The organism is Streptomyces sp. NPDC107521 (assembly GCF_055598485.1).
Genome location: NZ_JBVKAT010000020.1, coordinates 112,360 through 130,859, shown reverse-complemented (window position 1 = coordinate 130,859; position 18,500 = coordinate 112,360). Strand labels below are relative to the sequence as shown.

13 protein-coding genes and 2 pseudogenes are annotated in these 18,500 nt (G+C 74.7%); 4 read left to right on the top strand and 11 right to left on the bottom strand.

Annotated features, from left to right (window positions below):
* The 7 genes from ACZ7LB_RS25975 to ACZ7LB_RS25945 all read right to left on the bottom strand — a co-directional run.
* The coding region (locus ACZ7LB_RS25975; protein WP_471471624.1) for a GntR family transcriptional regulator at positions 1 to 244 on the bottom strand (244 nt) is incomplete at its 3' end.
* A 106-nt stretch (positions 245 to 350) separates the two neighbouring features.
* Positions 351 to 1,064, bottom strand: coding sequence for a deoxyribose-phosphate aldolase (gene deoC, locus ACZ7LB_RS25970; RefSeq protein WP_471471623.1), 714 nt, complete (start codon positions 1,062 to 1,064; stop codon positions 351 to 353).
* Between the two features lie 122 nt (positions 1,065 to 1,186).
* Positions 1,187 to 1,642 (bottom strand): D-ribose pyranase, encoded by a 456-nt coding sequence (rbsD, locus tag ACZ7LB_RS25965; RefSeq protein ID WP_471471622.1) that lies wholly within the window; start codon positions 1,640 to 1,642, stop codon positions 1,187 to 1,189.
* 68 nt (positions 1,643 to 1,710) lie between these two features.
* Positions 1,711 to 3,279 carry a sugar ABC transporter ATP-binding protein gene (locus ACZ7LB_RS25960; protein ID WP_471471621.1) on the bottom strand — a complete coding sequence of 523 codons (1,569 nt, stop codon included), beginning with the start codon at positions 3,277 to 3,279 and terminating at the stop codon, positions 1,711 to 1,713.
* Complete coding sequence (locus ACZ7LB_RS25955; RefSeq protein ID WP_471471620.1) at positions 3,279 to 4,304, bottom strand: sugar ABC transporter substrate-binding protein; 1,026 nt, start codon at positions 4,302 to 4,304, stop codon at positions 3,279 to 3,281. Before ACZ7LB_RS25955 ends, ACZ7LB_RS25960 begins: the two co-directional genes overlap by 1 nt.
* A gap of 127 nt (positions 4,305 to 4,431) precedes the next feature.
* Entirely contained in the window at positions 4,432 to 5,469 is a 1,038-nt protein-coding gene (locus ACZ7LB_RS25950; RefSeq protein WP_161228325.1) for an ABC transporter permease, read from the bottom strand.
* Positions 5,466 to 6,383, bottom strand: coding sequence for a ribokinase (locus ACZ7LB_RS25945; RefSeq protein WP_471471619.1), 918 nt, complete (start codon positions 6,381 to 6,383; stop codon positions 5,466 to 5,468). The genes ACZ7LB_RS25950 and ACZ7LB_RS25945 overlap by 4 nt, the downstream gene beginning before the upstream one ends.
* Positions 6,384 to 6,898: 515 nt before the next feature.
* Here ACZ7LB_RS25945 and ACZ7LB_RS25940 point away from each other — a divergent pair.
* The 3 genes from ACZ7LB_RS25940 to ACZ7LB_RS25930 all read left to right on the top strand — a co-directional run bounded on the left by ACZ7LB_RS25940 (position 6,899) and on the right by ACZ7LB_RS25930 (position 10,121).
* The gene (locus ACZ7LB_RS25940; RefSeq protein WP_471471618.1) at positions 6,899 to 7,378 is read left to right on the top strand and encodes a hypothetical protein; all 480 of its coding nucleotides are present in this window, start codon (positions 6,899 to 6,901) and stop codon (positions 7,376 to 7,378) included.
* A 1,062-nt stretch (positions 7,379 to 8,440) separates the two neighbouring features.
* Complete coding sequence (locus ACZ7LB_RS25935) at positions 8,441 to 9,355, top strand: ABC transporter ATP-binding protein (RefSeq protein WP_471471617.1); 915 nt, start codon at positions 8,441 to 8,443, stop codon at positions 9,353 to 9,355.
* Positions 9,345 to 10,121 carry an ABC transporter permease subunit gene (locus tag ACZ7LB_RS25930; RefSeq protein ID WP_471471616.1) on the top strand — a complete coding sequence of 259 codons (777 nt, stop codon included), beginning with the start codon at positions 9,345 to 9,347 and terminating at the stop codon, positions 10,119 to 10,121. Before ACZ7LB_RS25935 ends, ACZ7LB_RS25930 begins: the two co-directional genes overlap by 11 nt.
* 211 nt (positions 10,122 to 10,332) lie before the next feature.
* Here ACZ7LB_RS25930 and ACZ7LB_RS25925 read toward each other — a convergent pair whose 3' ends face one another.
* From ACZ7LB_RS25925 to ACZ7LB_RS25915, 3 genes are all read right to left on the bottom strand, one after another.
* Positions 10,333 to 10,896, bottom strand: a complete 564-nt coding sequence (locus ACZ7LB_RS25925; protein WP_471471615.1) for a dihydrofolate reductase family protein — start codon at positions 10,894 to 10,896, stop codon at positions 10,333 to 10,335.
* 368 nt (positions 10,897 to 11,264) lie between these two features.
* Positions 11,265 to 11,981 carry a sensor histidine kinase gene (locus ACZ7LB_RS25920; protein ID WP_471471614.1) on the bottom strand — a complete coding sequence of 239 codons (717 nt, stop codon included), beginning with the start codon at positions 11,979 to 11,981 and terminating at the stop codon, positions 11,265 to 11,267.
* Positions 11,982 to 11,995: 14 nt separating this feature from the next.
* Positions 11,996 to 12,892 carry a response regulator transcription factor gene (locus tag ACZ7LB_RS25915; RefSeq protein ID WP_471471613.1) on the bottom strand — a complete coding sequence of 299 codons (897 nt, stop codon included), beginning with the start codon at positions 12,890 to 12,892 and terminating at the stop codon, positions 11,996 to 11,998.
* A 616-nt stretch (positions 12,893 to 13,508) separates the two neighbouring features.
* On the opposite strand from ACZ7LB_RS25915, the pseudogene ACZ7LB_RS25910 reads away from it, so the two are divergent.
* Positions 13,509 to 13,793, top strand: a pseudogene (locus ACZ7LB_RS25910) (histidine kinase); the annotation flags it as partial.
* A gap of 294 nt (positions 13,794 to 14,087) precedes the next feature.
* Here the strand turns inward: ACZ7LB_RS25910 and ACZ7LB_RS25905 are convergent.
* Positions 14,088 to 18,473, bottom strand: a pseudogene (locus ACZ7LB_RS25905) (SDR family NAD(P)-dependent oxidoreductase); the annotation flags it as partial.
* Positions 18,474 to 18,500: the final 27 nt, after the last annotated feature.

Sequence of the window (18,500 nt, the reverse complement as noted above, 5' to 3'; positions counted from 1 at the left end):
CGAAGGTGCCGCGGCCCCTGACCTGGCGGAGCAGTCCCTCCTCGATGAGGGTGGTCAGGGCGCGGCGCAGGGTGCCCCGGCTGACGCCGAACTCCTGGGCGAGTTCGGGCTCGCTCTTGAGGCGGTAGTGCGCGGGCCACTCGCCGCCCGCGATCCGCAGCCGGATGTGCTCCGAGATCTGGACGTGGATCGCCGTGGGGACATCCCGCTTGATACCGGGGAGTCCGCCCTTGTCGGCCGTCACGGTGGTCGCATCTCCTTCGCCGCTCGCACCGGAGGACGGGCGTCGCCCCGGCGTGGGTGCCGTACCCCGGCCGCGCTCGGCGGCCGGGGTACGGCGGTGGTGCCCGTCAGTAGCTGACGGTGGCGTCGTCACCGGTGTCGGTGATGATCGCCAGTCCGGCGCTGGTCCCCAGCAGGGAGGCGCCCGCCCGCAGGAGATCCAGGCCCTGACGGTAGGTCTTGATCGAACCGGACGCCTTGACCCGGACACCTTCCCGCGCCCGGTCAACAAGGTAACCAACGCTGGCCGGATTCGCAGTCTCGATCTGGCCGCTGCTCGCGTTCTTGAGGAACGCCGCGCCCGCCTCCATGGCGAGTTCGACGGCGGCCTCCTTCTCCGCGTCGGTCAGCAGCGGCAGTTCCAGCATGACCTTGACGGGCAGGCCGGAGGCGCGCACGACGCCCGCGATGTCCTCGCGGAAGTCGTCGTAGCGGCCGCTCTTGAGCCAGCCCACCTGCACGCCCATGTCCAGCTGGTCGGCGCCCAGCCGGGCTATCTCGGCGGCCTCGGCGGCCTTGCCGGCGCTGGTCATGACACCGACGGTCGGGAAGTCCAGGGCCGAGGCCACCTCGACGCCGGTGCCGCGCAGTTCGGCGACGACGACCGGGAGCCACGAGGCGGGAACCATCGCCGCGTTGAAGCCGTGGGTGACGGCCTCACGGGCGTGGGCGACCATCTCGTCGAGGGTCGCGTCGGCCTCGATCTTGGTGTGCTGGATGAAGGGCGCCAACTCGGCCGGGGAAAGGGCCAGTTCGGCGCGGTTGACGGTGGTTTCGGACACGGGGTGATCTCCCTTGGGTGGATGGCGGCAGGAGCCGGGCGGATCGGCCGCCCGGGGTTCTCCATGAGGTGCCGCCGCGAGTGGATGGCAACCGCCGGCGCCGTCGTGCGGGCCGGGACGGCTCAGATCTTGTCGGCGTACTGCTCCGGAACGACGACGCCCTCGCCGCCGAACCACCGGGGGGCGTCCACGCCGCAGTAGAGGCCGATGTTGCCCCAGGGCTCGAACGCCCCGGTGCGCACGACGGCCTTGGCCTCCCGGGCCAGCTCGCCGAGGACCTCCGCGTGCGGGCGGGTGGTGAACTCGGCGCCGGCGAAGCGCTCCTGGAGCCAGGAGTCGAGTCGCGGGTTGTGGCTCGGGACGTCCTCGGCGCGGACGACGCCCTCGACGACCAGTTCGTCGGCGATCAGGCCGAGGACGGTGCGCAGGTCGGGCAGGTTCTCGGCGAGGGCCAGGTCGATGCGGTGCGCGTCGCGCGGGACGGGGAAGCCCGCGTCGACCACGAGCAGCAGGTCGGTGTGGCCCAGGGTGCCCAGGACACCGCTCAGTTCGGCGTTGAGGATGCCGGAGCGTTTCATGGTGGGGGTTCCTTTCGGATGGTTCGTCGGGGCCGTGCGGTGCGGCGGTGGGTGACCCGGCGGCGCGGTCAGGCCGCGGCCGGGGTCGCCCCCGTCGCGAGGGTCATCACGGACTCCTCGGTGGCGTCGGCGGTGTCGACTACGGCCACCAGGCGGCCCTCGCTCATGATCGCGATGCGGTCGGTGAGGGTGAGCAGCTCGGGCAGGTCGGACGAGGAGCAGAGGATCGCCAGGCCCCGGTCCGCCAGCGCGGAGAGCTGGGCGTAGATCTCGGCCTTGGCGCCGATGTCCACACCGCGGGTGGGCTCGTCGAGGATCAGCACCCCGGGGTCGATGGCCAGCCAGCGCCCCAGCATCGCCTTCTGCTGGTTGCCGCCGGACAGACTGGTGATGGGCTGGGTCATGGTGGCCGTCTTGACCCGCAGCCGCTCGGCCTGCTCGGTGGCCGCCGCGTCGAAGGCGCGGCGCCGGACGAGGCCGAGCCGGCTGAACGTCCGCGTGGTCAGGGCGCCGATGTTCTCGCCGACGCTCATCGTGGTCAGCAGGCCCTGGGCACGGCGTTCGCCGGGCACGAACGCCAGACGGCGCTCGACGCTGGCGATCGGGTTGCGCCGCTCGTAGGGCGCGCCGAGCAGTTCCACGGTGCCGCCGGAGCCGGGGGAGCCGCCGAACAGGTTGTGCAGCAGCTCGACCCGGCCGGAGTCGGGCAGTCCGGCGACGCCGAGGATCTCGCCGGGCCGCAGGTCGAAGGAGACGCCCCGGTGCCGCCTGCCGCTCAGCTCCCTGACCTTCAGGGCCGGTTCGGCGGCCGGTGCGGCGCTGTTCCCGGCCCGGCGGGTGAAGCCGCCCAGCTCCCGGCCGACCATGGCGGCGACCGCCTGGTCGGGGGTGGTGTCCGCGCTGCGCCAGGAGGCGACGTGGCCGCCGTCCCGCAGCACCTGGATGTGGTCGGCCAGCCGGAACACCTCGGGCATGCGGTGCGAGACGTACAGCATGGTCGTCCCGGCCGCCTTGAGCCGGTCCATGAGGGTGAACAGCCGGTCGGCCTCGGCGGGGGTGAGCATCGCCGTCGGCTCGTCCAGGATGAGGACGCGGCAGCCCCGGGCGATGGACCGGGCCACCACGATGAGCTGCTGGGTGGCCAGGTCCAGGGTGCGGACGGAGGCGTTCGGGTCCAGGTCCAGGTCGAGTTCGGCGAGCAGTTCGGCGGTGCGCTCCAGCATCCGGCGCCGGGAGGGGAACCAGCGGTTGCCCGGCTCGACGCCGCTGAGCACGTTCTCGGCCACCGTGCGGTCGGGCAGCAGCGACAGTTCCTGGGGGACGATCGCCACGCCGTGCCGGCCGAGCATGGCGGCCGGTTCGAAGGAGGTGACCTCCTCGCCGAAGACGGTCACACCTCCCTCACTGGGCGGCTGGAGACCGGCGAGGATCTTCAGCAGGGTGGACTTCCCGGCGCCGTTCTCGCCGAGAAGGGCCGTGATCTCGCCCGCCGGGACGTCGAAGGAGACATCGCGCAGGGCGCGTACCGGGCCGAAGTTGCGGGAGAGCCCGCGGATCTGGACGGCCGGCCCGCCGGCGGCCTGGACCGCGGTGCGGTCCGGGCCCCCGGGGGAGGCGTCGCGGGGGGCGAGGGTCATCAGTCCTCCACGGTGGCGTCGGCGAGGTTGTCACGGGTGATGAACTGCGCCCCCGTGTCCACGCCGGTGATCTCGGTGCCCTTGGTGACGAAGTCGTGCAGCACCTTGACGGCCTGGTAGCCCTGCTCGGACGGGTTCTGGCTGATGCTGAAGTCCAGGACGCCGCGCTTGATGTACTCGGCGGTCTGGGTGAGCAGGTCGAAGCCGCCCATGGTGATGGAGTCGGCCTTGCCGGACTGGGCCACCCACTTGGCGGCGGCCGTGGTGGAGCAGCAGTCCAGCCCGGCCACGGCGGCCACGTTGGACTGGCCGGACATGGTCGACTCGACGGTGTTGTAGGCGCTGCTGGGCTCGTTGCCGACGTTGACCGGGCCGACGATCTTCAGCCCGCTGCCCTCCATGCCCTCCTTGAAGCCGTTGAAGCGGTCGTGGGACCAGCCGGCTCCGGTGTCGACGGAGAACACGACGACGGACTTGCCGTTGACGTTGCCCTTCAGACCCTTGCGGAGCTGCTCGGCCTGGGACTTGCCGGAGCCCTTGAGGTCCTGGCCGACGAAGCCCATCTGCTGCGAGTCGGGGTTGTCGGTGTTGAAGGAGATGATCGGGATGCCCGCCTTGTACGCCTGGCCGATGACCGGCTTGAGGGCGTCGCTGGAGGCGGAGGAGACGGCGAGACCGTCCACGGCCTTCTGCTGGATGAGCGTCTGGATCTCGGAGACCTGCTTGGCCGCGTCACCGCCGGTGGGGCCGATCAGCGAGACCTCCGCGCCGATCTCCTTGCCCGCCTTCTTCATGCCGGCGCCGATCGGGGTGGCGAAGGCGAGCGACGGGTCGTGGTAGCTGAGCTTGATGCGCAGCGGCTTGTCGTCGTCGACGCGCTTCTGGATGTACGTGGCGAGCTTGAAGCCGCTGTCGTCCGAGCCGGTGGCGTCGTCGCCGGTGATGGCGCCGCAGCCGGTGAGGGCGAGGGCCGTGACGGCGGCCGTGACGGCGGTGAGGGATCTGAGGAGGGTGCGCGGGGACATCGTTGCTCCTGCGTGGGTCCGTGGGACGGGGAGGGTGCGGGGGAGGGGTGCCGCGGAGGGCGGCGGGTGCCCGTGCGGGGGGTGTGCGCGGGCCGCGGGGAGGGACGGTGCCGGGTGGGGACCGGGGTCAGGCGCGCGTCTTGCGCTTGCGCTGCCAGGTGTCGGCCGCGACGGCGGCGACGATCACGAGACCGGTGACGACGGTCTGCCAGAAGGACGAGATGCCCTTGATGTTGAGGATGTTCTGGAGCAGTCCGATGAAGGCGACACCGATGACGGTGCCCCACATGGTGCCCGATCCGCCGAAGAGGGCGGCACCGCCGATGATGACGGCGGAGATGACGGTCAGTTCGAGACCCTGGCCGGTCACGCCCTGCACGTAGGAGAGGAAGGAGAGGCCGAGGACACCGGCGAGGCCCGCGGTGAAGCCGGAGAGGACGAAGGCGGTGAGCTTGACCCGCTTGACGTTGACGCCGACCAGCCGGGCGGCCTCCTGGTTGCCGCCGACCGCGTAGGTGTTGAAGCCGAAGCGGGAGCGGGCGAGCAGGACGACGCCGATGGCGGCGACGGCGGCGAAGAAGACGAACTGCATGGGGATCAGCCCGAACAGCCGCCCCTGGCCGAGGAGGTTGAACTCCGCGACACCGGGCTGCGAGGAGCTGAGCGAGATCGGCGCGCCGTCGGAGATCAGCAGGGCGACACCGCGGAAGACGCTGAGCGTGCCCAGGGTGACGATGAACGACGGCACCCCCAGCAGGACCACGGCCAGGCCGTTGAAGAGTCCGGCGAGGACACCCACGAGCAGGCCCACCGCCATCGCCGCCGGCCAGCTCCAGCCGTCGGAGATCAGCATGCCGGTGGAGATCGCGGACAGCGCGTAGGTGGAGCCGACGGAGAGGTCGATCTCGCCGTTGAGGATGACGAAGGTGGCCCCGACGGCCATGATGCCGATCTGCGCGATCTGCTGGCCCACCGAGAGCAGGTTGTCGGACTGGGCGAACGTCGGCGAGAGCACGGTGCCCAGCAGGAAGAGCAGCACGAGGGCGGCGAACACACCGGCCTCCCGCGCGTGCAGCAGCCTGCGCAGGGCGAGGGGGAGCCGCTGGGCCGGAGTGTCGGGCGACGGTGCCGCGGGGACGGGCGGCTTGGTGGCGGTCGAGGTCACGAGGCGTTTCCAATCAAGGCGTTCAGCTGGGCTCTGGTGGGCAGGGCGGGGACGACGCCCGCGATCGACACGGTGTGGGCACCGGCGGCGGCGGCGAACTCGACGGCCCGTTCGACGGGTTGGCCCTCGGCCAGAGCGACGGCGAAGGCGGCGGTGAAGGAGTCGCCGGCGCCGGTGGTGTCGACGACGGCCCGCGCCGGGCGCGCGGGCACCGGGGAGGTGCCGGTGGACCGGGCGACCAGGGCGCCCTCCCCGCCGCGGGTGATGACGACGACGCCTCCGGTGCGCTCCTGGAGCGCCCGGGCCAGCTCCTCGTCACCGAGCCCGTGGTCCTCGGCGAGGCCCAGGAGGACGGGGGCCTCGGTCTGGTTCGGGGTGAGGACGTCGATGAGGGACCAGCTCTCCTCGGGCAGCGGCCGGGCGGGCGCCGGGTTGAGGAGGGTCGGGGTACCGGTCTCGCGGCCCACCCGGAGGGCGGCCAGCACGGCCTCCTCCGGGATCTCCATGGAGACGACGAGGACGTCGGCGGAGGCGATCTCGGCGCGGAACGCCTCGACGGCGGCGGCGTCCAACTCGTCCAGGGCGCCGGGCGCGATGGCGATGCGGTTCTCGCCGGACGGCTCGACCAGGATGAATCCGACCATGGTGGGGGCCTTCGCGGTGACCACGTGCTCGGCGCCGACGCCCTCGCGCCGCCACAGCTCGTGCGCCGCGCGGCCGAACTCGTCGTCGCCCACCGCCGTGAGCAGGGAGACCTCGGCGCCCAGCCGGGCGGCGCCGATGGCCTGGTTGCTGCCCTTGCCGCCGGCGCCCGAGTCGAACACCCCGCCCGAGAGGGTCTCGCCGGCCGCGGGAGCCTTGGGGACCCGCATGGTCAGCCCGGCTCCGTAACTTCCGACAACCACGATCTTCATCGGCACACCGCTTTGTGTATGGACAACCATGGACAAGGCAGATCGTAGGTATAGGGATGTCCATAGTCAATGGTTCCGATGAACGTCAGTTTTCAGACATCCCACCGAAGTGCGCCCGGACGGGGCGTACGCCCCTTCGTCTCCCCGTACGGCCCCCGCGCCGCCGCCCGTTCGGCGCCCCCGCGGATCGCGGCCGCCGGCCCCCGCGGGGCGCCCGCGGAGCGTGATGCGGAGGCGTACCGGAAGCCGGTCCGGACCCTGTGCCGCACGGATCCGGACGGCCCGGGGCCCTCCCGGCGGGGCCGGGCTCCCGGGGAACGGGGCGCTGCCCTCCGCGCCGGGCCCGTCGCCCCAGGTGCGCGCGGGGCCGCCGGCCGGGGCCCACGCGTGAGAACAAGCCGATCGGACGCCTTTCGTTGACACGCTTTTCGACCCGTTCCTAGGTTGGGTGTATCCGGAACCGGAATGGAGTGGGTGGCGGTCGCCCGCGTTCCGGTGGCCGAGGGGAGACGGTGGTGGAGCGGGGACACGGCCCTGGCGCGCGCACGGTGGTCGTCGGTGCGCTCGGGGACTCCGTGTCCCCGGTCGACAGCTTCCTGATGGCCATGCGCCTGGGCTGCCGGGGCGTCCACGCCGTCAACCTCGGCACGGGGGTCACCCTCGACCGCGCGGTGGCCGAACTGGAGTGCTGCGACGAGGCCGAGGCGCTGCTCCTCCTCTGCGGCGACGACCCCGCCACCGTCGCGCGGCAGCTCTCGGGCCTCGGTGAACTGGTGGCCGCCGGAGGCGTCACCCGCCCGGTCCTCGTGGGCGGGGTCGGCGCCGGATCCTGGCGGGAACTGCGGACGATCGCCGGACGCCTCAGACGTGCCGGTGTCACCCAGGTGCTCGCGGACCTGGCCGACGCCGCCCATCTGCTCCCCGTGTACGGGCGCCCGGTGCGCGATCTGCCGCTCCCGGCCCACGAGCCGCTGCCGGTCCCCAGGGTCGCCTGACGGATCCGGGGCCGCCCGGCGCTGCCGGGGGAAGCGGTGTCCGGCCGGGCCCCGCCCGTGCGGTGGCCTTTCCGTTGGCGTGCCGTTCGGCGGCCCGAGCGGAGCGGGTGCCCGGGCAGGGAGTGCGCGCCGGCGGGGACGGCTGTCGTCGCGGACGTCGGGCCGTCCCGGCTGCGTCGCCGGGCTGACTGCCCCGGGGGGCGGGGCCACCGACCGGGACGATCCGACCCCACCACCCCCCCGGCGGCGGCGCGTCCGGGGCCGCCGACATCGAGGCCCCCGGTCCCGCCGCTGCCCCGGGGCGTCCCGGTCCCGGCGTCTCCCGGCCGGCGTGCGCCCGGCGGCCCCGGTGCGCCTCGCGGGCTCCGGTGTCCGGTCCTGCGGGGACCTCGGCCCGGCCCGCCGCCCACTCGCGTCGCACCGGCGGCCCTTCCGGCCGTCGTCCCGTGCCCCGGCGCGTGATCGCGCCCGGTCGCGAAAGGTTTCACCTGCGCAGTAACCGTAGAACGGCTCGTACGTGCAGTTTGTTCAGTGTATTCTGAACAAACCAAAGGAGGTGGAGGCCGGATGGCGGGAACCGCGGCCACCGCGCGGGAGCGCGGGTTCGTCGAGGAGGTCGCCCTCCGGCCGGTACGGCGGGGCCCGGACCGCGTGTCCGGCCGCGCCGTCGGCCGGTTGCCGGTCTGCGGTCCGGCGGAGCGGAAGCCCGGGCGGACCGCCGGGGCACTACCCGTCGGCCCCGGACCGTCGGCCCCGGACCGGGCGGTGCCGCGCTGCGGCCCCCCGCCCCCCGGGTGCCCGGCGGCCGGGTCGATCACTGCGGCGGAGCGGGGCGTCCGGTACCGGCTGGATCCCCGTGAACCGGCCGAGCCCGCCCCGGCCCGGTCCACCCGGTCCGGGGAGTCCCGCCGGGTGACCGCCCGAGGGCCGGGCCCGTCGGCGGACGGCCCGCCGGGCGGAGCCGGCCCCTGCGGGAGATGGACGGCTTCCACGCGTGGCCGGCACGGGAAACGCCCCTCGTGCGGAGTCGCTGGGAACGAGAATCGAAGGAGCGGATGCAGCATGACCCCTGTGGCGCTGGCCGAGGACCTGAGTAAGTCCTACGGCAAGCACAAAGCGCTGGACGGCCTCTCACTGAGCATCGAGCAGGGGGAAGTGTTCGGCTACCTCGGCCCCAACGGCGCGGGCAAGACCACGACCATCCGGCTGCTGCTCGACCTCATCCGCCCCAGCGGGGGCAGGATCGAGCTCTTCGGCAGGAACCCGCGCGAGGGCGGCAGTGAACTGCGCCGCCGCGTCGGCTACCTGCCCGGCGAACTCCCGCTCGCGGGACGCGGCAGCGGTCTGGAGCTCCTGCGGTTCCTGGCCGAGGTCCGCGGCGGGGTGGACCCGGCCGCGATCCCCTCCCTCGCCGAGCGGCTGAACGTCGACCTCACCCGCCCCGTGCACAGCCTGTCCAAGGGCAACAAGCAGAAGGTCGGCATCATCCAGGCCTTCATGCACCGGCCCGACCTGCTCATCCTCGACGAGCCGACGACCGGCCTGGACCCGCTGGTGCAGCAGGAGTTCCTGTCCATGGTCCGCGAGGCCAAGCACAACGGCCAGACGGTCCTGATGTCCTCGCACATCCTGTCCGAGGTCCAGCACGTCGGCGACCGGGTCGCCATCATCCGCCGCGGCAGGCTCGTCTCCGTCTCGGACGTCGACTCCCTGCTCGAACAGGCCCGCCGCCGGGTGGAGATCCGGTTCGCCGACCCCGTCGACCCGCGCCACTTCTCCGTCCTGCCCGGGGTGCGCGACGTCAGGGTCCGCGCCAACTCGCTCACCTGCACGCTCGACGGGTCGGCCGACGCCCTCGTCAAGACGGCCGCCCAGCACACCGTGGTGAGCCTCGTGTGCGCGGAGCCCGACCTGGAAGAGATCTTCCTGCACGCCTACGCGCAGGACCCCGAGGAGGAGATGCACGGTGCCCGCTGAATCGTTCGCGGTCTTCGGAAAGGCGCTCCGGGACCAGCGCCGCGGCCTGGTCTTCTGGGCGGTGGGGCTGGCGCTGGTCACGCTGATGTACACGTCGAGCTTCGACCCGGACAAGGTCACCGAGGACGCCGGCGGGCTCCAGAAGGCCCTGTCCTTCGACGACCTGGCCACCGGACCCGGCTTCCTGCGGGCCACCGTCCTCGGCATGATCGCGCCGCTGCTGCTCCTCGTCTTCGTCACCATCAGCGGGGCCAGGGCCGTCGCCGGGGAGGAGGAGACCGGGCTGCTCGACCTCTACCTCGCCCAGCCCGTCGAGCGCGGCCGACTGCTGATGCAGCGGTTCGCCGCGACCTGCCTCGCCGTCGCCGGGTTCGCGCTGATCCTCCTGGCCGAACTCGCCGTGCTCGACTCGGCCCTGGACATGGGCGTCGGATTCGGCAACCTGCTGATCACCGTGATCGGGCTCGCCCTGCTCGTGATCACCTTCGCGTCCGTGGCGTTCGCCACCGGTGCCGTCACCGGCCGCCGCACGCTCACCCTGGGCGTCACGGCGGGCTACGGCGCCTTCGCCTTCGTGGTGAACGCGCTGGCGAGCCAGTCCGAGTCACTGGAGCCGCTGAAGTACCTGTCCGCCTTCCACTACTACCTGGGCGGCAACCCGCTCCGTGAGGGGTTCTCCCCCGGGATGCTCGTCCTGGTGGCGGCCCCCGCCGTGCTCCTCGGCATCGGTCTCGCCCGCTTCCGCAGCCGCGACCTGAACGTCTGACCGCAGGTACGTACCGCTCGCACCGCGCCGCGCTTCCCCGGGAGGGGGGCGCGGCGCGGTCGTGCGCTCGACGGGACCTGAGGTGTGGAGAGAGCCGCCCGAGTGTGCGAAGTGGCCATGGAGCGAAGGTGTTTCGCCGGTCCGCGCGCGGCGGTGGAGGCTCGGTGCGCCTGAGCGGCGCGAAGGAGGGCCGCACGGGATCGACGTACCGCTAACGCCGCACGCGGTAGCGGAGGTGGACGACCCGTGAGCCGACGGTGCGCGACTCGACCAGTTCGAGATCCACCCGGCGCCGGTGCCGGGGGAAGAACGGAATGCCGCCCCCGACCAGCACCGGATGGATCCTGGCCCGGTACTCGTCGATCAGATCCAGCGAGGCGGCCTCGGCGGCGAGGGTCGCCCCGCCGATCGCGATGTCGCCGTCCCCCGGCTCGGCCCGCAGGCGCCCGATCTCCTCCGCCAGTCCGCCGGAGGCCAGGCGGGCATTGCCCCGCACCGCCGACAGCGTGGTGGAGAACACCACCTTGGGGAGCGCCCTCCAGAGCGCGGCGAAATCGCGCGTCGAGAAGTCGAGCGAGGGATCCTGGTCGATGGTCTCCCAGTACAGCATCGTCTCGTACAGCCGTCGTCCCAGCAGGTGGACACCGGCCTCTCGCACCTCGTCCGTGGCGAGGCGGAAGACCTCCTCGTCGGGCGGCGCCCAGTCGAAGCCGCCGTCCGGCCCGACGACGTAGCCGTCCAGTGAGACGCCCATCGAATACGTCACGCCGCGCATCGGAAGTCCTCCTCGGTAGCGGATCCGACCGTACGGCCGCCGGACGCGGCCGGACCCGCCGCGACGCGGATCCACCGGGTCGAGTCACCCCACGGGGCCATTCCGCTGAGCCGATCCCGTTCGGTGAGCGCGATGGCGGTCGGGACACCGGTACGGTCCGACGCCGGCCCCTGCCCGTCGGGCACGGCGCGGCACACGACGCGGGTGGGGCACCTGGCACGGGCGGGGGACCGGTTCCGGCGGGACGGTCCCGGCGGCGGTGCGGTGTCTCCCGGGGCGCGGTGGCCGGGACCCGCGGGACCGGCCGGAGCGGAGGGCGCCGGCCGTGAGCGCGTGGGACCGCCGCCGGTCGGTGCGCCGGGCAGGTGTCAGACGGCGCGCGGCAGGACCGCCACCGCGCGCAGCCCGCCCCGGTGCGCGCGGCCCAGCTCCATCCGCCCGCCGGAGGCGGTCAGCAGGGAGGAGGCGATGGGCAGGCCCAGGCCGGTGCCCCGGTGACCACGCCCCGCGCGACCCCGCCAGAACGGCTCGCAGGCCCGGTCGATCTCCTCCCGGCTCATCCCCGGTCCCTGGTCGTGGACCTCGACCCGCACCGTGCCCGGCGTGCCGCGGACCAGCACGGTGACCCGGCCGCCCCGGGGCGTGACATGGAGGGAGTTGTCCAGGAACACGTCGAGGCACTGCCCGAGGCAGCCCCGCACCTGGCGTCCCGTGACCGCCGCGCCGTCCAGGCACAGCCCCACGCCCCGCTCCCCGGCCACGACCCGCCAGGCGTCCACCCTCGCCGCCGCGACGCCGAGCGCGTCCACCGTCTCCAGGACGTCGTCGTCCTGCCCGGCCGCGCCCCAGGCCAGCACCTGCTCCAGCACCTGGGAGAGCCGGTCCACCTCGCGCAGCGCCCCCCGGACCTGGCGCAGTGTGTCCGCCTCGCCCCCGGGCGCCAGCCGGTCGAGGAGCAGTTCGAGTCGCAGCCGGACGGACGACAGCGGGCCGCGCACCTGATGGGCGGCGACCGCGGCGACCGCGGGCGAACCCCCTCGGGGCAGCGGCGAAGCGGGAACCGGGGCGGGCACGCCGATCGACATGGTCGCGTCCCGTCTCAGGCGTGGGCGGCGGACAGCGGTACCGCCAGGCGGTAGCCGACCCCGCGGACGGTCTCGATCCACCGGGCGTCGCCGAGCTTGCTGCGCAACGAGCCCACGTGCACGTCGAGGGTGCGGGTCGACCCGTACCAGTTCTCGTCCCACACCCGGGACATGATCTGCCCGCGCTCCACGACGGTCCCCGGCTCCTCGATCAGCATGGCCAGGAGGTCGAACTCCTTGCGGGTGACGCGGACCTCCACCCCGTGCGCGAACACCTTGCGGGTCCGCGGGTCGAGCCGTACGGGACCGGCCTGGAGGAGGGGCCGGACGGGCAGCGCCGGGGGACCCTCCGGCCGGAAACCGGCCGTTTGCGACCGCACCCCGGCGGGCAGCGGCGGCGGTGTCACGGCACCCGGCGGCGGCGCTGTCCCCGGCCCGGCGGACCGGACCGGCGCCGGGGCCCCGCCTCCCCCGGCCGCCTCCGGCACCGGCCCCCGGAGCGGCCCGTCCGCGGCTCTCCGCCCGGCCCGGGGAGGCGGCCCGCCGTGCACGGCGCAGCCCCCCGCCCGGCGCAGCAGGGACCGTATCCGCGCCACCAGTTCGCGCCGGCTGAACGGCTTGGGGACGAAGTCGTCCGCGCCCAGGTGCAGGGCCATGACCCGGTCGAGTTCCTCGGTGCGCCCGCTCATCGCGATGACCGGCACGCAGGACACCTCGCGGATGCGCCGGCAGACCTCGTGGCCGTCCAGGTCCGGAAGCCCCAGGTCGAGCAGGACGACACCGGCCTCCGCCAGCCGCTCCAGGGCCTCGGCGCCGGTGGCGGCGCGCAGGGCGGGGAACCCGTGCGCGCCCAGCGTCTCCCGGAGCGCCTCGGCCAGCCCGTCGTCGTCCTCGACGATCAGAACATTCATGGAGCTGATGCCTTCCCGCAGACGGAGTCCGGTCACGGCCCCGGAACGGGGGAGCGGCCGCCGGATGCCGCGAGTCAACCAAGACCCACCGACCGGCATCAACCACGCGGGCCGCCTTCGCTCCCAGGGTGGTACCCCCCGGATGTGTCTTTGGGGGTAGGTTCGGAAACCGCCCGGGGAACCGGAACGGATCTTGACGGTTCCTTAACGGCATTCGGTCAAGTGAGCGATGTAGTCTCGTCGTTCGGACACGAGTGCAAAGCGGAGGGCTGCGCGACCGTTCGCCGGGGAGACAGACGTGGAAGCTCGGCAGAGCCGACGTGGCACCGCCGTGGACGTGCTGGAACGCCGCGTGGACGAGATCCTCGCGGCCTATGACGCCGCGCTGCGCAGTACCGGTTCCTCCCTCCTCGGGGACGGCGAGAACGCGGCGCCCCATCTGGCGGAGGCCCGCCGCATCCTCGCCCATGTCATCTCCGAACTCCACCGCGGCACCCATCTGCCGCACGGCACCGACTACTTGGGCGAGGCGTTACGTCCCGGCGGCCCCCGCACCCATCCGGTCGAGTCCGGGCGCGCGGCGACCGCCCTGTTCGACGCCGTCGTCGTGGTCCTGATGGACCAGCCCGACGGCGAGCGCCCCGGCCCGGCCGAGACCGCCGTGCTCTTCTCCCTGCTGCACCGCGAGATCGTCGCCCGGCACACCGCGCGCTCCGTCGCCCACATCGGCTATCTGCTGGAACGCATCCGCAGCGCGCACAACGACGAACGGCGCCGCGTCGCCCGGGAACTCCACGACGAGGTCGCCGGACACCTCGGCACCGCCCTCAACTGGTTCGAACTCCACGAGCTGTACGAGCCGGACCGGCCCGGACTCGCCCGGCAGAAGCTCGACGCCGCCCGCACCACCGTCCGGGAGTCGCTCAGCAGTCTGCGCGAGGTGATGACCGGTCTGCGCCGCCGGATCGACACCGACTCCCTGCGCACCGCCCTCACCCGCGACCTCGACCGCACCGGCCGGAACGGGGCCGAGGTGCGGGTCTCCGTGACCGGCGACGTACTCCTCCAGGATCACATGGGCGTTGGTGCCGCCGAAGCCCATCGAACTCACCGCCGCCCGCCGGGGCAGCGCCCGTCCCGCCCGGGGAGCGGGAGCGGGAGCGGCGTCCGGACCGTCCCCGGCCAGGGCCGCCGCCACCTCGCCCAGCGTGCGGTGCTCGAAGAACAGGGTCGTCGACAGGCGGCCGTACCGCTCCTCCAGCCGGACGATCGCGTCCACCATGGCCAGCGAGGTCAGACGGACCGACTCCAGCGTCGTGTGACCGCCGAGTTCGGCGCGCGGCACCCCGGTCACCTCGGCCACCGCCGCGCACACCGCGTCCCGCGCCCGGGCGAGCCCCGCGCCGGGGACGGACGGCACAGCGCCCCCGGAAGCCGGGTCGGCCGCGGTGTCCGGCACCGGTGAGGACACATCCGGCGCGGACGGCGCCGACGAGGCCGCGGACGGCCCCTCCGCGGGCGCCCCGGACACCGGCAGCGGTGCCCGCGGACGCGCCGGGGGCGGCGCCGGCACTCCGGCGGTGTCCGGCCGGTGCGCGCCCGGTCCGGTCGCCCGCAGCACGGACGCCAGCGGATCGGGGTCCTCCGCGAGGGCGGTCAGGGCCCGTCGCCGTACCGCCTCCCGCACCGCCTCGTGCGAGGGCGCCGTCCCGGAGCCGGACGCCTTCCGCTCCGGAGCCGCCCCCGGCCGTACGCCCTCCCGGCGGGTGCCCTCCGGCCCCCCGTGCGCGCCCCTTGCCGACGCGCCCTCCGGTTCGAAGACCACACCGGCGGCCTCCGCGACCGGCGCCCGGTACCGGACGCGGCCGTCCTCGCCCGGCTCGGCCCGGGAGCCGAGCACCGAGTCGAAGAAGCGCCGCACCGGGGTGTTCCGGGGGCTCGGCACGAACGGCGCCACCAGCCCGACCACCCCCGTCCCGGACAGATCCCGCGCTACGGCGGCCAGGAGGGCGTGCTCGACCCCCCGCCCCAGCACCCGGCAGCTCAGCAGGAAGGTGTCGAGGACGGCGTCCGGCCCCTCCCCGTCCCGCCGGGTGACGGCCAGGCCGACCAGCCCGTAGTCCCCGAACCGGTCCCGCACCCGCACGGCCCGGACCCGCACGCCCGGCCCGGCCGCGAGCGCCCGCAGCTCCGCCTCCCCGCGCCGGACGGTGGACAGGTTGAACTGATTGGTGCGATAGGTCAGTTGGGACAGCCTCGGATACTGCTCGGGCGTGGCCGGGGCCACGTCCACCACCAGGCCGAGCCCGGCGATGAAGTCGGTGAACGAGGCGGCGTCGCGGCGCATCGCGTCGCGTTCCCCCCGGGCCCGGTAGAAGTCGGCGCGACGGCGGTCCTCGTCCGTGACGGCGAGCCGGTCCACCGACCACAGCCGGTCCAGGAAGCCGGGGACGTCCTCGTCCTCCCCGGGCAGCCGGACCGCCAGCACCTCGGGGTGGGCGGCGCGCACCGCCGCCACCTCCACCGGGTTGTCGTCCAGGAAGAGGAAGCCGTCCAGGCCCAGGTCGAGTTCGGCAGCGAGGGAGGCCAGGCTGAGCGCCTTGGGTTCCCAGTTCACCCGGCGCGCGGTGATGTGCCCGGGGCGCAGCGGCATGTCCTCGCGCACCGCCAGCACCTCCTCCACGTCGGCCGCCTCGTTCTTGCTGGCCAGACAGAGCAGGACGCCCTCCGCCCGCCGGGCCACGGCCCACTCCTGCACCGCGCGGTGCGCCGGACCCAGCCGCACCCCGCGCGGCCCGTCCTCGCCGACGACACCGCCCCACAGGGTGTTGTCGCAGTCCAGGACGATCACCTTGGTGGGCGCGGTCAGCACGCCGTGCGCCGCCCGGGCCACCCCGGCCGCCAGCGCGGCACAGCCCTCCCGGGTGAACGGGATGTGGGCGGCGGCCTCCCGCGCCCCGTCGTGGTGCGTCTCGCCCGCCGGGACGGTTCCGCCCGCCCAGCGCTCCCGCCCGAGCACACGCACGCCCGGCACCCCGTCGAGTTCCCGTGCGATCAGCGCCTCGGCGGCGGTCAGCTCCTCGTCCCGCCCCCGGCCCCCGGTGTGCCCGGGGGAGGGCGGGCACAGCAGCACCAGGATCGGTACGGGGCTGTGTGCCGCGTGGGCGCGCACGGCACGGGCGAACTCCCCTGCCGTGCGCTCGGTTTCACCGTCCGGCCAGTCCTGCGTCCGGACCAGGGCCGCCTTCGCACCCCGTTCCTGCGTGGCGAACACGCCGCCGGGGGAGAGGAGTTCCTGGAAGACCTGCCCGTATCCGGCGGGTCTGACGGCCAGTCCCAGCCCCAGCCGGTCGCACCAGTGCTGGAGCGGTTCCAGCAGCGGATCGAGCGTGAAGGTGGCCACGAGGCCGAGGTCGCGGTCCCGTACCGGCGGCGCGGCACCGGCGGGCACGGCACCCTCGCCACCGCCCGTCGCCACGTCGTCCGTCGCCGCGTCGGGCTCGGCCACGCCGCCTGTCCCTGCGCCGCCCGTGTCTGCGCCGCCCGTGTCTACGCCGTGTGTGCCCTCGCCGCCGGGTGTCCCCATGCCGTCCGTCCCCGCCCTGTCCGCTCCGGTCCCGTCCGCCCCTGCCGGCGCCGCGCCGTGGGCGTGCCGCGCGGTATCCGTACCGCCGTCCCCGGTGCCCGGGGCGTCCCGCGAGATGGGCCCGGGCTCAGTCCCGACTTCAGCTCCGGCCCCGACTTCGGCCCCGGCCCCCGTCCCGGTGTCCGCGCCCCCGTCCCGCGCGGGCTCCGCACCCGGGGCGCGGCCCGGGGCCGCCGCTCCGTACGTGTCCCCGGCGCGTCCGGTCCCCGGTGCCACACCCGGGCCGCCCCCGCCCGCCTCCGGGACCGGGGCGGGGGAGCCGCCGGACCCGTCACCACCGGGCTCCGCCGGGAGTCCCCGCCGGGTGTCCGCCGTCGCCGTCCCGTCCTCGGCGAAGGACAGCACCCGCACCCCGCCCGCCGGAGCGGACCCGCCCAGCGCGTCCGCCAGGGCCGCGGCCACCGGCTCCACCGGCGCGGCCCGTACGCCTCCCAGCGCGGCGGCGGTCATGCCGGTGCGCAGCCGGGGCGGGCGGGCGATCAGCCAGGCGGCGCCGGGGTGTTCGGCCGCCGCGGCGCGCACCAGGCCCTCGACGGCGCATTTGGCCGTCACATAGGCGGACCAGCCCGGCGGCGGGGCGGCCGCCCACGCGCTGGAGACGACGGCGATCCCGCCGCCCCGCCCGGCGACCTCCGCCGCGAGAGCGGCCAGCGGCTCCCGCACCAGCGCGAGCGCCCGCGCGACATGGGCGGCGGCGCGCTCCGACGTCCCCGGTTCCAGGGGGAGTTCGGCCGGGGTCGGGCCCGCGTTGAGCACCAGGACGTCGAGCCCGCCGGACTCGGCCCGGACCCGCTCCAGCACCCCGGCGGCCCACTCCGGGTCGGCGGCGTCCCCGGGCACCGGCCGCAGGCGCGCCCCCGCCCCACCGAGCCGCCCGGCGGCGGCCCGCGCCTCCTCGGCACCGTGGTGGAAGCCCGCGTACACCACGGCGCCCTGGAGCGCGAGCGCCTGCGCGACGGCCGCGCCGAGCCCCCGGCTGGCCCCGACGACCAGGGCGGTACGACCCCGCAGCGGCTCCCCGCCCGGCAACGCCGCCGCGAGCGCCCCGACATCGGCCACCGGGGCCTCGGCGCGGTGGAAGGCGCGTACGTCGACGGAGGCGCGCACCCCGGACACCCCGGCGCTGCCGGTGAGCCGCAGCATCCGGAACCGCTCCCGGACGTCGGCCACCTCGGCGTCGGCGGTGAAGCCCCCGGCGGGCCCGCCCGCCCCGTCCTCCGGGCGGAACACCGCCTCGAAGTCCGACAGCAGCGCCGCACGGCCGGGCGCCTCCATCCCGGCCAGATAGCTGACCCACGCGAGGACCCCGACGTACGCCGGTCCGACCCCTCGCTCCGCCAGGCCGAGTTCGCCGACCAGCCGGTCCACGGCCGCCCAGCGCGGCGCGTACCCCTCACCGAGGGCAAGCCCGGGAGCGAACTCGCCGAGGGCGGCGTCGCGCGCCCGCGCCCGCCGCACCCCCGGGCCGTCCCCGTCCCCGTCCCCGGAGACCGGCGCACCGGACGCGCCCTCCACGCCGTCCCCCGGAGCGGAGCCGTCCACGCCTGGCGCGTCCGCCACGCCCTCCCCGGTCCCGGTGACCGGCCGGAACTCAGCCGTCACCTCCAGGAGCGCCCGGCTGCCGTCCCGGAGGCGGGCCACGGCACGCCCGGCCGTGTCCTCCACGATCTCGCGGGTGTACTCCTGGTCGGCGTGCACCGGCGCGTGGAACCGGGCGGAGATCCGCACCGGCGCCCGCCCGGACCGGGGCTCCAGGCCGGACAGCGTGAGCAGCACGCCGAGCACCCCGTGGACCACGGGGGTGCCGAAGGCCGTGCGCCGCGCGTAGCCGGGGTCGACGTGCAGCGGGTTCTCGTCGGCGCTGGCCCGCCGGAACAGGTCGACCACGGCGGCGGAGGCCCGCGTCCGGATCGGCGTCGTCTGGTCGTCTTCCATGGTCGCCTCTCGACTCGCTCGCTCGTG